The sequence below is a fragment of the Kaistella pullorum genome, from assembly GCF_014837035.1.
Lineage (GTDB): Bacteria > Bacteroidota > Bacteroidia > Flavobacteriales > Weeksellaceae > Kaistella > Kaistella rhinocerotis.
The window spans coordinates 194,651-208,465 of sequence record NZ_JACSPS010000002.1 but is presented as its reverse complement, the minus strand read 5'-3'; the positions used below and the strand labels follow the sequence as shown (position 1 = coordinate 208,465).

Annotated in this window: 11 protein-coding genes; 4 read left to right on the top strand and 7 right to left on the bottom strand. The window is 42.0% G+C overall.

Going from position 1 to position 13,815, the window contains the following annotated elements:
- Positions 1–227: 227 nt before the first annotated feature.
- The 3 genes from H9628_RS05435 to H9628_RS05425 form a co-directional block, all read right to left on the bottom strand.
- Complete coding sequence (locus H9628_RS05435; protein WP_251833111.1) at positions 228–551, bottom strand: hypothetical protein; 324 nt, start codon at positions 549–551, stop codon at positions 228–230.
- A gap of 164 nt (positions 552–715) precedes the next feature.
- Entirely contained in the window at positions 716–1,369 is a 654-nt protein-coding gene (locus tag H9628_RS05430; protein ID WP_251833110.1) for a CoA transferase subunit B, read from the bottom strand.
- The gene (locus H9628_RS05425) at positions 1,369–2,073 is read right to left on the bottom strand and encodes a CoA transferase subunit A (protein ID WP_251833109.1); all 705 of its coding nucleotides are present in this window, start codon (positions 2,071–2,073) and stop codon (positions 1,369–1,371) included. Before H9628_RS05425 ends, H9628_RS05430 begins: the two co-directional genes overlap by 1 nt.
- Before the next feature lie 456 nt (positions 2,074–2,529).
- On the opposite strand from H9628_RS05425, the gene rplS reads away from it, so the two are divergent.
- Positions 2,530–2,883 carry a 50S ribosomal protein L19 gene (gene rplS, locus H9628_RS05420; protein ID WP_122027716.1) on the top strand — a complete coding sequence of 118 codons (354 nt, stop codon included), beginning with the start codon at positions 2,530–2,532 and terminating at the stop codon, positions 2,881–2,883.
- Between the two features lie 127 nt (positions 2,884–3,010).
- Here rplS and H9628_RS05415 read toward each other — a convergent pair whose 3' ends face one another.
- From H9628_RS05415 to rpsA, 3 genes are all read right to left on the bottom strand, one after another.
- Positions 3,011–3,739: a T9SS type A sorting domain-containing protein gene (locus tag H9628_RS05415; RefSeq protein WP_251833108.1), complete on the bottom strand. Its 729-nt coding sequence runs from the start codon at positions 3,737–3,739 to the stop codon at positions 3,011–3,013.
- 187 nt (positions 3,740–3,926) lie between these two features.
- A complete protein-coding gene (locus H9628_RS05410; RefSeq protein WP_251833107.1) occupies positions 3,927–6,521 on the bottom strand; it encodes a T9SS-dependent M36 family metallopeptidase in 2,595 nt (864 codons plus the stop codon).
- Positions 6,522–6,633: 112 nt separating this feature from the next.
- Complete coding sequence (rpsA, locus tag H9628_RS05405) at positions 6,634–8,424, bottom strand: 30S ribosomal protein S1 (protein ID WP_251833106.1); 1,791 nt, start codon at positions 8,422–8,424, stop codon at positions 6,634–6,636.
- Between the two features lie 223 nt (positions 8,425–8,647).
- Here rpsA and H9628_RS05400 point away from each other — a divergent pair, with 223 nt between their 5' ends.
- The 3 genes from H9628_RS05400 (at position 8,648) to H9628_RS05390 (ending at position 11,829) form a co-directional block, all read left to right on the top strand.
- Positions 8,648–9,955, top strand: coding sequence for a DEAD/DEAH box helicase (locus H9628_RS05400; protein WP_251833105.1), 1,308 nt, complete (start codon positions 8,648–8,650; stop codon positions 9,953–9,955).
- A gap of 46 nt (positions 9,956–10,001) precedes the next feature.
- The gene (locus tag H9628_RS05395; protein WP_251833104.1) at positions 10,002–10,340 is read left to right on the top strand and encodes a MerR family transcriptional regulator; all 339 of its coding nucleotides are present in this window, start codon (positions 10,002–10,004) and stop codon (positions 10,338–10,340) included.
- Positions 10,341–10,428: 88 nt separating this feature from the next.
- The gene (locus H9628_RS05390; RefSeq protein ID WP_251833103.1) at positions 10,429–11,829 is read left to right on the top strand and encodes a helix-hairpin-helix domain-containing protein; all 1,401 of its coding nucleotides are present in this window, start codon (positions 10,429–10,431) and stop codon (positions 11,827–11,829) included.
- 7 nt (positions 11,830–11,836) lie between these two features.
- On the opposite strand, the gene H9628_RS05385 is transcribed toward H9628_RS05390, so the two are convergent.
- Positions 11,837–13,714, bottom strand: coding sequence for an endonuclease (locus tag H9628_RS05385; protein ID WP_251833102.1), 1,878 nt, complete (start codon positions 13,712–13,714; stop codon positions 11,837–11,839).
- Between the last annotated feature and the right edge of the window lie 101 nt (positions 13,715–13,815).

Sequence of the window (13,815 nt, the reverse complement as noted above, 5' to 3'; positions counted from 1 at the left end):
AGATATTTTTTGTTTATTACAAAATGTTTTTAGATATATTTTTCAAATAAGAGGGTCATCTCGAGCATAATTATCTACGAAACCTTCTGATTTCAGATAAAAATTCTGTTCGCAAAGCGCCAAAAAAAATCCCTCTCAATAAATTGAAAGGGATGAAACGCGATATATTTTAAAGCTACATCAAAAATATGTTGACATGCTTTATAGCGTGCGCAAATTCTTAAAATCTATTTACACACCGTACAGTAATTTGCAATGCCACAATCATTACACATTTTGCAGTTTGCCGCATTGAAATAATCTGCCTCATTACAGCCATAGACTTTTGCAAAATATTCATACGCTTTCTGGCATTTTGCGGTTCCTTTTGGGATTGGAACCGTGTTTTGGGAGCCTGCAGGACAGGTAAACGTAAAATCATAGCCCGGAAGCTGCGTCGCACTCGGTTCTACAACTTCTTCTTCGTCCCTGCCGAAGAGGTCTTCAAAACAACTCACAGAAACCAGCGACATGGCGAAAATAAGCGAAATCACAAATAATAGTTTTTTCATAGTTTTATTTTTTTATTAATAAAATATTGACAAAAACAAATTTCGATTATGAATACCTATTATACAATCCCACTTTTGGGCGATATTTAATAATTTTGTTATTATAACAGCACAAAAATCCCTCTCAAAAATTTGAAAGGGATGAAATTTTTTAGATATCTGATTTAGACCTGCATTTCGGGAATTTCCCCTTCGACGATGAGTTCGGCTTCGGTGGCTTTAATAATATCCTCGACTGAAACTCCGGGCGCTCGCTCCAAAAGTTTGAAACCATTTGGCGTAACATCCATCACAGCCAATTCGGTCACCACTTTTTTCACACAACCAACTCCGGTCAAGGGAAGCGTACATTTTTTGAGGATTTTGCTTTCACCAGCTTTGTTTACGTGCATCATCGCGACGATAATATTCTCCGCCGACGCCACCAAATCCATGGCGCCGCCCATACCTTTCACCAATTTTCCCGGAATTTTCCAGTTGGCTATATCACCGTTTTCGGAAACTTCCATCGCTCCAAGAATGGTAAGATCCACTTTTTTGCTGCGGATCATTCCAAAACTGAAAGCAGAATCGAAAAATGAAGCGCCCGGAAGTGTTGTTATCGTCTGTTTTCCGGCATTAATTAAGTCCGGATCCTCTTCGCCTTCGTAAGGAAAAGGACCCATCCCGAGCACCCCATTTTCACTCTGAAATTCCACGGAAATGTCCTGCGGAACATAGTTTGCGACTAAAGTGGGAATTCCAATACCGAGATTTACATAATAGCGGTCTTTAACTTCCTTTGAAATTCGATGTGCGATTTGTTCTTTTGTCAACATTATGCTTCTCTTTTTCGGGTTGTACGCTGCTCGATTCTCTTTTCATATTTCTCACCCTGAAAGATGCGCTGCACCATAATTCCGGGGATGTGAATTTGATTTGGATCCAGTTCGCCCGGTTCCACAAGTTCTTCCACTTCAGCGATAGTTATTTTTCCGGCGCCAGCCATTGGCGCATTGAAATTACGTGCAGTTCCTCTAAATATTAAATTTCCTGCGTAATCACCTTTCCAGGCTTTTACTATAGAGAAGTCTGCTTTATACGCATGCTCAAGGATATGCATCTTACCGTCAAATTCATTTGTTTCCTTGCCTTCAGCTACTTCGGTTCCATAGCCTGCAGGTGTATAAAATGCCGGAATTCCGTGTTGTGCAGCGCGACATTTTTCGGCTAAAGTTCCCTGTGGTGTCAATTCCACTTCCAGTTCACCGGAAAGCATCTGTCTTTCGAACTCAGCATTTTCTCCCACATAGGAAGCGATCATCTTTTTGATTTGCTTTTTCTGAAGCAAAAGTCCGAGGCCGAAATCGTCTACTCCGGCGTTATTGGAAATACAGGTAAGGTTGGTGACATTGCTTTCTACCAATTGATTGATACAATTCTCCGGAATACCGGAGAGGCCGAAGCCGCCTACTATTAATGTCATGCCGTCGGAAATTCCTTCTATGGCTTCCTGGGCGTTTTTTACTCTTTTGTCGATCATTGTTTTTACACGTTTTTTCGGTTACTAAATTTAGGTTTTTTTTTGAGATTAAGGGTTTTGAAAAACGGCATTGATTTTCAGCGTGTACCGCGTGAGGGATGGCAGCGGCATCCCCCTTGTCCCCTGCTAAGGGGCGAGGAGATATAGCGAACAGCCCGACCCGATGAGAGGAATGGAGCGCGAGCGGCCGCAGGCCGCGAGCGTGAAATGACCGAAGAGGGACACGCCCAGATTGAGATGAGGAGTTGGAGTTTGAGTGTAAAGTATTTGACTGTTTGACTGTTTGAGTTTTGAGTGGTGAATTAGTGTTTTTTAATTGATGAAAAGGACACGACATTATTTCGGTTAAGATGTTGGCTGGTAATAATTTTTGTGCTATTTTTGCAGCCTGTTAATCAACCTCTGACGAAGGACGTGAATGTTGCTTGGCTAGACAAAAAATTTTTTATTTAAAAAATGGATTTATTAAAGTACGTACAAGACAAGTACATTGCTAAGAAAGAATTCCCTGAATTCAAAGCCGGTGACACCATCACTGTGTATTACGAAATTAAAGAAGGTGCTAAAACGAGAACTCAGTTCTTCAAAGGAACTGTAATCCAGCTAAGAGGTACCGGTCTTACGAAGACTTTCACCATCCGTAAAATGAGTGGTGATGTAGGTGTAGAGAGAGTTTTCCCTATTAACATGCCTGCACTTCAGAAAATTGAAGTTGACAGAAGAGGTAAAGTTCGCAGAGCGAGAATCTACTACTTCCGTAACCTACGTGGTAAAAAAGCGAGAATCAAAGACGCTGCATACAAAAAGTAATTCAGACTTACTTCATAAGAAAACCCATCAGATTTGTTCTGGTGGGTTTTTTGTTGCTGAAATGCCGGTGCATTCTACACGACTGCGCCAAAATGCAGGCAGCGAAAATGATAATACAGTTGCAAGCCTACTTTTTAATTAACAGTTTGGTTGAATAATTCGTGTCCCGGCCTAAAGCTTTTACGACGTACACGCCATTTGGCAATGCGTGCGTATCTACGGCTTCAGAGCCTGAAATTTTTTGGGTTGAAACTAATTTGCCGGTTGCGTCGAAGATTTCGACATGTATTTTTCCTAACCCGTTTTTAGCGGGTTTGATATAGAATTCATTTTTCGCCGGATTTGGATAGATTGTACCGCATTTATCTGAAGTTAGGACGCCGCTGCTGCCTAAAACTAAATTCGAATAGAATATCTTATGACCTGCCGGATTGGTAACTACCAGATTTCTACCGGCAGACACCTCGTTATACTCAAAATAGAAACGGTCTAAAGGTTGCGACGGATAATAAAAATCCATCACTATGTTGTCGAAATCCCGCATCTCCTGAAGTCCCGGATCCCAAATATCTATGTAGGATCTGACGAGGTTTTGAAGCTGGAAGTAAGCCGCGTTATTCGGACCGAATGTAAGCTGACCAGTACAGTAGTTAAAAAAACGTGATTCGAATGTATTATTTTGAGCATTAAAAATCACTTTGCCGGATTCTTTAAAGGACTCGGGCGGATAATAATCGGTACCATACCAATTAATTTTCATGATTGTCCAATCAGTACTTTGCAGCAAGTGACTGTAAGGCTGTGACCACGCAACGCTTGAAAGTACTGCGAAAATGAGAATGTAAATTTTTTTCATGATGTGTGTGTGTTTTTAGTAAATTAAAGTTATCAAAATTTTAACGATGATTAAAAATATATACAACCGGTACAGGTATCGAGCGGCAAAAGCGAAACGATCACTCCAAAAAAATGCAGTAGAACCATCCCGCAAACAAAACCGCCCTGCAAAAGCAGAGCGGCTATTAGAAATCTGATTCTTGAAATTACTTTCTGATAATCAGTTTAGATGAATAATCTATACCCAATCCTGAAGCTTTCACGACGTATACGCCATTTGGCAGCGACTGTGTATTCACCGCCTCAGAGGCAGCCACTTTTTGGCTCGTTACTAGCTTCCCTGAAGCATCGTAGATCTGAACCATTACTTTACCCGCAATGTTTTTAGAAGTTTGCAGGAAGAATTCGTTCTTCGCCGGGTTCGGATAGATCGTGATTCCACGATCCGCAGCCACATTACCAGTAGCAAGCGTAGTACATGCCGGGTCAGGTGCCGGTTCTGTGTAGTCACCTTGCTGATCATTGATGTTAGTTGCTGACCCTGCTGAAGCATTAACCCCAAGACCGCGTCTTGCAAATACGCTCCAAATCATGCATTTATCCTGTTTGCCTGTTGTAGCTTCTTCGGCAGCCAAAATAGCGTTTCGACCCTGGATAAATCCTGGATTTGTAGGCGTAAGTTTAAGTGCGTCAACTACAAGCTGAAGAACTCTTGCACTTCCACTGTTCGGGTTGGCCATCACATCTGATGCATAACCGTACTTTTCAACATATTTCCAGTGCAGATCCCAAAGCATGCTTGCCCACACGAAACCGATAGAGTGAACATCAGGAACAAGTGCGCCAGCAGTGTTGGTATATTCCATTCCGTTTGTGTCACCGTATTCATAATTATTAATTCCAAAATCCGGTGAATACTGTGCCGGGCGAATCCCTAAACCTGTAATTGGTTCCGTAGTAGCATAAGTCCCGATTCCACGTGGAACTGAAGCGTCATCTCCCGGACGGTTGGTAAGCATCAAAGCAAAGAAATCTGACCAGCCCTCACCCATCTGTTCTTTGTTTATCGAAGAGCTCAGCTGCCCTACCAATCTTGTAGAAATTCCGTGACCGTATTCATGAATTACGATTCCGTTATCAAAACTTCCGTCACGCGTTTTCTGCATCAGTGGATCGTACTTCAGCGTAATATTTACAGGAGCAGATGCCTGCAGCAAACCTTTCATGTAAACTCCTTCTGAATTCTCAATAAGTACCGAAGGAATCGTGATCGTAGGGTCTACGCCGGCCATACCTGCTGTAGGAGTAGATGTTGGTAAGCTATAAATAATAGCAGCTACGGCGCCGGCATTCTGTGCATTTTTAACTTTAACCACAAAATCGCAGCTTCCTCTTTCTACCAGGCCAATAAGACCCGTAAGTGAACCTGCAGGTAATGCTGTACATGCATCCAGAACCGGTGAAAGTTTCACATCAGCTGTAACTCCCGTTGCCGTAAGTGCTGGTCCGAAAGTGGTGGAAATGTAGTTCTGTACTACGCGACCCACGGCTTCAGGAGGTGAATTATAATACACACGCTCAATCACAGACGGATCCCAAAGGTACATCTGCATTCTTGGACGCGTACCGTCACCCGGCGTAGCAAAGTTTGCGTTATTTGTACCACCGCCATCCTGTGCTTCAGCCTGAACATAATCATTCTGATTGCCGCCTTTTCCGAAGTTCCAGGCCTGGAAGTTACGCGCAGTCTCAGTGAAACCAAGACGATAGAAAATATCGTGAATCTTGTTATTTACATAGAAAAGGTTCGAGATAGCTGCATTCATGTTACCTGCTGTATCATTTACCGTAAACGGGAAATCAAAAACGCGGCTTGCGCCACCATCTGCATAGGCTCCCGGTGCATTGTTGTTGGCCTTGTCTTCATAAGCCATCACATTGTTTCCGCGGGTTGTGGTGTAAGTTCCGGTGTAAGTTCCGCCCGGAATTGTGTGCCAACCTTCAGGTGAGGCATCTGCAAACCAAGGATTTGAAACCAACTGACGTCCACCGTGGCTTGGGCTTTCCACAGGTAGTGGAAATACGCGGTAACTCGCGTCCTGCGGAGCTGCTGCTACTGCTTTTGCGGTATTTGAGAAATCATTTAAAAAGCCTTCCGGTGTATGTGCCGAATAATCGTGGTGATAGGCATCATGCTTAAATGAGCAGGACACGGTAAGGTTTTCTTTGCTTAATATTTCACCGGTAGCAGCATCAGCTAAGATATCCCAGTAATTTGATGTTCCTTTTTCTTCAAATACGAACTCGTGGCAAAGCTTCAGGTCATTGGCTGGCGTAAGGTAATACACCATTCTTGTTTTCACGAACGGCACGTCCAAATCTGCATCTTTAATGCTGATTAATCTGTAATTTGCACTGTTTTTCAGGTTAAGAGTCTGTGCTACGTTCTGGAAGATGGATTTCTCTGCGCGCGCCGATGAAGGCTGCGATACATGAGTGTAAGTCTTTGCAAAATTATCGGTAAAATAATTGATCCTGCTGTCTTTTACAAGTGCTGTAGCCACCGCGTTGTAAACCGGAATTCCGTTGTACGACTGCTGAACTTTAATTACATCCGCATTCATCGATTTCGAAAAATCCTGTGCGATAATCTCGAAATTATTGAGGTCGGCTTTCATAAATGTATTCTTCGATGACATGTGCTGCTTTATTATGGACTGGAAATCCTGTGCAGACGTGTTACCAAAAGAAAACATCAGACAAACTGCCGCAATTTTCAAAGGTAAATTTCTGTTTTTCATATATATTGATTATTAGGCACCGAATTTATAAAAAATATAGACATGTGCTAACTTTTTTTTACAAAAAAACGCCTCCGGTTGCGGAGGCGTCATTTATAAAGATTTGTAAGGATTAGTTCCCTTCCATTTTCTTTTTAAGTTCTGCAAGAACGTCAAGATCTCCCAGTGTAGATTTCTCTTCGTTACCTGTAGAAGTCATTGATGAACGTGAAGAAGAATTGTCTTTCACATTCTTTCTTTCCTCATCTCTGAAAGTTGCAGTATGAGATACTACTACTCTCTTGAATTCTTTATTGAATTCGATTACTTTGAACTGAGCGTCTTCGCCTTTCTTGATTTTAGATCCGTCTTCCTTCTCTAATAATCTAGATGGGCAGAAAGCTTCTACTTCAGCATCTTCGAACTGTACCTGAGCTCCCTTGTCGAAAACTTCTGTAGTTTTACCAGCGTGCACTGTTCCTTCAGCATATTTAGTTTCGAATTTATCCCAAGGGTTCTCAAGAAGTTGCTTGTGACCTAATGAAAGTCTTCTTGCAGCTGTATCCAATTCAAGAACTACAACTTTAAGTTTATCACCTACGTTGCAGAATTCGGATGGATGCTTGATTTTCTTAGTCCAGGAAAGATCAGAGATGTAGATAAGACCATCGATACCTTCTTCTAACTCTACGAATACACCGAAGTTAGTGAAGTTTCTTACAGTACCTGTATGCTCAGAACCTACTGGGTATTTAGACTCAATGTTAGACCATGGATCTTCGTTAAGCTGCTTCATACCTAGAGAGATTTTTCTGTCTTCTCTGTCTAAAGTTAAAACTTCAGCTTCTACCTCATCACCTACTTTCACGAAATCTCCAGCGCTTCTCAAGTGAGTTGACCAAGACATTTCAGATACGTGGATCAATCCTTCAACACCTGGAGCAACTTCTACAAATGCACCATAGTCAGCAAGAACCACTACTTTACCTTTAACTCTGTCACCCACTTTCATGTCAGCAGAAAGTGCATCCCAAGGATGAGCTTCAAGCTGCTTCATACCAAGTTGGATTCTTGTTTTCTCATCATCGAAATCAAGGATTACCACTTTTACAGTTTCACCGTCTGAAAGGATCTCAGATGGGTGGTTAACTCTAGACCAGGAAAGGTCTGTAATGTGGATAAGTCCGTCAACACCTCCAAGATCAACGAATACACCGTAAGAAGTGATGTTCTTAACAGTTCCTTCAAGAACCTGACCTTTTTCAAGCTGACCGATGATCTCTCTCTTCTGACCTTCAAGGTCTGCCTCGATAAGAGCTTTGTGAGATACAACAACGTTTTTGAACTCTGGGTTGATTTTCACAACTTTGAATTCCATTGTTTTACCAACGAACTGATCGTAATCTTTGATAGGCTTCACATCAATCTGTGAACCTGGCAAGAACGCCTCGATACCGTGTACGTCTACGATCATACCACCTTTCGTTCTTGACTTTACGAAACCGTTTACGATTTCACCAGTTTCGTGAAGCTCGTTAACTTTATCCCAAGCTTTCAGCGTTCTGGCTTTTTTATGAGAAAGCTGTAGCTGTCCAGACTTGTCTTCTCTTCTGTCAACCATTACTTCTACTTCATCACCTACCTGCAATCCTTGGTTGTAACGGAATTCGTTAAGAGAGATTACACCTTCAGACTTGAAGTTAATGTCAACGATCGCCTCTTTGTCAGTAAGTCTTACAACTCTACCTACAAGAACGTCATTGTCCTGAAGATTGTTAAGAGAACCGTTGTAGATTTCCTCTAAATCGCTTTTCTCTTTTCTAGCGTCTGCATCAAGACCTGATTCGAATGAATCCCAATCAAACTGCTCTGGTGCTACGTTTTGGTTCAAAAGAACCTCTGCTTTGTCTGTCGTTTCTGACATAATAAAATAATTTGTATTCCTTATTTTTCAATCTTTGGCTTAATGTGGTTAATGAAAAATACGGAAGATGTTAATTGTTAATGTTTTAACTTTGCCAAATGCTTCCACAAAAAGTGGTGCAAAAATAAGCAATTATTCTCACTGCCACAATATCTTAGGCATTAATATACAGCTATTCTGAGGAGGTTTTTCCGCGCTTGTCATTTTAATTTACCTTTGCAGCATGGAATTCGACTTAATCTACCGCAAACTGCAGATTCAGGACATGAATCAAATGCAGAAATCAGCATTTACCGCAACTGAAAATAATCGTAACACCGTCCTTCTTTCGCCTACAGGCTCCGGGAAAACGCTCGCGTTTTTATTTCCGGTTTTGCGCAGTTTGCAAAAGAATGTTTCGGGCGTTCAAGCTATGATTTTGGTTCCCGCGCGTGAGCTTGCATTACAGATCGAACAGGTATTCAAAGCCATGGGAACTGATTTTAAAGTTTCCATCTGCTACGGCGGACACGACAAAAAAATAGAAGTTAACAATTTAAAAGACGCTCCTGCCCTGCTTATCGGCACTCCGGGACGTATCGCTTATCACATCAGAAACGAAAATTTCGACCCGACGACCGTCCATACCTTGATTTTGGATGAATTCGATAAGGCGCTTGAACTTGGTTTTGAAGATGATATGGCTTTCATCATCCGTTCGCTGGAAAATTTAGAACAAAGAATCCTGACCTCAGCTACAGCGATGGATAAAATTCCCGATTTTGTTGGCTTGAAAGATGAAAAGATTTTAAGCTTTTTAAAATTACAGGAAGCGAAACCAGATATTCAACTCAAAAAAGTGATGACGATTTCTGAGGAGAAACTTGACACGCTTTTCAAGCTTCTTTGCCAAATCGGAAATAAACGCACCTTGATTTTCTGTAATCACCGCGATGCCGTTGATCGTATTTCCGACCTATTACGTGAAAAAGGCATTGACCGTGAAACCTTCCATGGAGGAATGGAACAGGACGAAAGAGAGCGCGCGCTGCTGAAATTCAGAAATGATTCCGCGAGAATTTTAATCACGACAGATTTAGCTGCACGAGGATTGGACGTTCCGGAAGTAGAATCGATTGTTCATTATCAACTTCCGCCAAAAGAAGACGCATTTATCCATAGAAACGGCCGCACAGCCCGTATGAATGCAAAAGGTTTTGCCTATCTGATCATGACCGAAGAGGAAAATTTTCCTTTTATTAAAAGCGACACACCGGTACAAACGGTTTCGGACCAATGCAGGATTCCGGCAAAAACACCGTTCCAAACGATTTATATCAGCGCCGGCAAGAAGGACAAAGTAAATAAAGTGGATATCGTGGGTTACCTCATCAAAAAAGGTGAACTGACGAAGGAAGATATCGGTTTGATCGAGGTAAAAGATACCACTTCTTATGTTGCGGTAAGTCGCTCAAAAGTGCGGGATTTGCTTAAAAAGTTAGGTTCGGAAAAACTGAAAGGCAAAAAAGTAAAAATTGAGGTCGCTTATTAAATTCATTTTCAAATCGCTATCTTTAAAAATCAATTTGCATACTTAGATGAAACTTAATCTGCCCGACAAATTATACTATCCGATTGGTGAAGTGGCAAAAGCTTTTAACGTAAATGCCTCGCTGATACGTTATTGGGAGCAGGAATTCCCGATCATAAAGCCTAAAAAAAACAAAAAAGGCAACCGCTACTTCACTCCTGAAGACATCAAAAACCTTCAGATCATCTATCATCTTGTCAAAGAGAAAGGTTACACGCTTGACGGTGCCCGAATCGCTCTGGCAACCAACAGCAAAATCTCCGAAACCGTTTCCATCATCAGCCGTCTTGAGTTCGTAAAGGCAGAACTCGTCAAACTGAAAGACTCCTTAATTGAAAAACCTTAGCCGTTAAAGGGTGATTATACTTCACAATGTAGGTGGTTTACACCACTGAAAATCAGCGTGTACGCGATAATTTTAAATAAAAATCGCCATGCGCCACCACATCCAACTTTCCGCCGCCAAGAACTACTTCTTAGGCTTAGCAACATCCGGTGCCATTCTGCTTACCGGTTTATACTATTTCAATTCAAAAAATCCTTCATCTGAGCCAAACCCTACAGATGTCAAATTAAATTTCGTCTCCGCAGAACAGATTCCGCTGCAGGACTTCGATCCAAATGAATTAAGTGACGTGCAGTGGGAAAATCTGGGATTCAGCACGAGACAGGTTGCCACAATTCTAAAATATAAGCAGGTTGTAGGCGGCGCTTTTGAGTCGAAGGCACAATTGAAGAAATGTTATGCGATCTCCGCAGAAAAATTTGCGCAGTTAGAACCTTACATCCTACTTCCGGAAAATTCTCAGAACAGTTATCAGAAATTCGGAAACTACAGACCTCACTACCGAAGTTATTCACCAGCAAACAATCGCAACAACCAACAACTTCATTTAACGCGAAAGTTTAATCCCGACGACCTTAGCGCAGATGATTTTGTGCGGATAGGCTTTTCGGAAAGACAGGCGAACTCGATTCTAAAATACAAACAATATCTGGGCGGCAGCTTCATCAGTAAGGAAAAATTCAGAGCCTGCTTCATGATCAGCGATGAAAAATACCGACAGATGGAGCCGTACCTGCTTCTACCCGATTCTGCTCCGGAAAACATAATGACTGTAAACAACTTCCGCCAGGCACAACAGAAACCAACGGTTAAGTATCAGAAATTTGATCCGAACAGAACCGATTTAGCCGGTTGGATAGCTTTGGGTTTTTCGGAGAAGCAGGCGCACGTGATCATTAATTATCGTGACCGAAAACTCCGCGGCAGTTTCAAATCGCTCGAGGATATCCAAAGTTGTTTTGTAATCTCGCCAGAAAAATTTGAGGAATTAAAGCCTTATATTATATTGGATAGGGAAAATTCGACTTCAGCAAACACGCCCAAAGCATCTTTCACGTCGAAAACTTATAATAATGAGGCGTCGCCCGAGACCAAAACTGATTTTTCAAAAACCGATCTCAACCAAATCACCTTTAGGCAATTGCAGGAATTTGGTTTTGATGACAAGAGTGCCGCAATGATTTTAAGCTACCGTAAAAAACTTGGCGGTTTCGTGACCAAAGAGCAGATTGTAGATACGTATGATATCGACAGAATCTTGGCTCAGCGTCTTATTTATGTTGCGCCACTTGATATTTCATCTGTTCCAAAATACAGACTAGCAGAGGCACCCGAAGAATGGCTACGAAATCATCCCTACTTCAAATATTCCGCTGATAAGATTATCTACTATCGCATCACCCATCCGGATGACAGGAAAATCTGGAAGTTCCTGAAGCTAAAACCAGAATATGAAACCCGGATGCGACTTTATGTACGGAATGACTGAACGTTTTTTATTTTTTAATGAATTTTAATGTTTGCTGATCGAGTTTCAGTGTATAAACGCCCGTTACCAGACCACTTACATCAATTGAATTGGCCTTTTTGAATGGATATTGGATAACACAAACTGATTTCCCGCTCGCATCGAAAATTGAAAGCGAACCGACTTTTTCCCGTGAATTACCCTCAACATACAGCGTATTTCCGGTCACCGGATTAGGATAAATTCTGAAACTGTTCTGCGGGGCGGCTGAAGCACTTCCGGTTGATAAGTTTCCGAGATTTTGACAATAATCGGCCGGGTAGGTTTGCCATTCAGAAAGCGTGAAAGTGGCATTAGGCTCAGTAACAGCATTTAGTCGGTAAAGAGACTTATTTGCCAACGTTGAATAATTGTCAGTCGCGCGTACACCAATAGCATCTACAGTTGAATTCAAATATCGCAGTTCAAGATACTGACTGCCGGAAAAGGCCATTTGCGGCGATGCCGAGACGAAACGAGCCTCCTCATTAGTAATACAGGAAAAATTAGAATATGGATTCAGCACTACGAAAGTTTCATTATGCTGAACCACGCCTTCAAGTTCATAGGGTGCCGGGAAATAGTAATTGTCATTCACACTGTTATAAAACTGAATGGTTAAGCGGTATTTGTTCAGATCTACTGCATGGCCGGTTCTGTTTGTGATTTCAATTGCGGCATTCTGGCCGGTGCCTTCCAAATATTTCGTAATCTGTAAATCCTTTGCATATGCATCAGAAGCTAGCGTTGTAACGGAAATAAGATTACTTTCCGCCGATTCCAGATAGCCGTTGTCGAACGCGCGGACGGTGAAGTTATATAGAGTTCCCGGTTGCAAATGATCCACAGAGAAGCTTGTATCCTTCGTGACACCCACCAGAAGACCATTCTGATAAATGCGGTATCCCAACACGTCCCCTGATTCGGAGGCGGACCAGTTCAGATTAACAAAATATGCACTGGTAACAGACGCCGAAAGATTTTGAACCGCTGCAGGTGCTGCCGCGTCCGGGGTCTGCGTCCAGATCACGTTCACCCATTCCGGATGGTCAATAAACGGATTTCGGTTTTTTTGGATGGCAAAAACCGAATTGTTACGGTCTATTTCCCTTTGCGAAACCGGATCCTGTGCGTGCCACTGAAGCAACATCTGAACGTACCAGTTTTCAAATGCTTTTTCTTCCGTACCGTCCAGAGGGCTGGTATCATTAGCCGCTGAACTTCCGTTATAGAAATTAAATGAACTCAGTTTACCCTCATACCGTACCGCGAAATACAGCAGACTTCTGGCAACATCCCCTTTAAATTCATTGATAGGTTCATAAACTCTTCCGGTATAGCCTGAGCTTGCCGTCCCGTTTTTACTTATCTTGGAAGAATTGGTGAAAGTGTAATAGTTGGTGCTGCCCGCAACCCCATACGGATAATTACTTCGCAACTGGTTGATCCGCGCATCTGTCGGAATTACATAAAACAGGTCCGAATACATCGGGTAATTACTGTTATAGGTACTTTGTGGCATCATGTGCTCACGGTTCCAGCCTTGTCCTTCAGCAGAAGCAGAACCTATAATGTTAGCGATTGTGTATTCATATACATCTGGCCCATTTGGAATTTCCGAGTAGATATCAAGGAGAATTGTATTATTACCAGCACTGTGATCGTAATAACGGTCAAGATCGGTTTGATTATAAAATGCGGGCAAATCTCCATAATGCCACGTTATATTTTTCTTTGAGACTATTTCGTGCAGTTTACTTTTCAACGCATAGCCGGTAAGCGAGGCAGTTCCATCATAGTAGCCTGCCGGCGCCTGCGAAAATGCATAATAAGAAGTGAGGACTGATAAAAGTAAAATTCGCTTCATGTAATAATTTTAAAAAAGCTAAATTAATCATTTACAGGAAGCATGGCATCAAGTGGATACTTTATTTTATAACGTACTTTGGACTTAATGTCACCGCTACC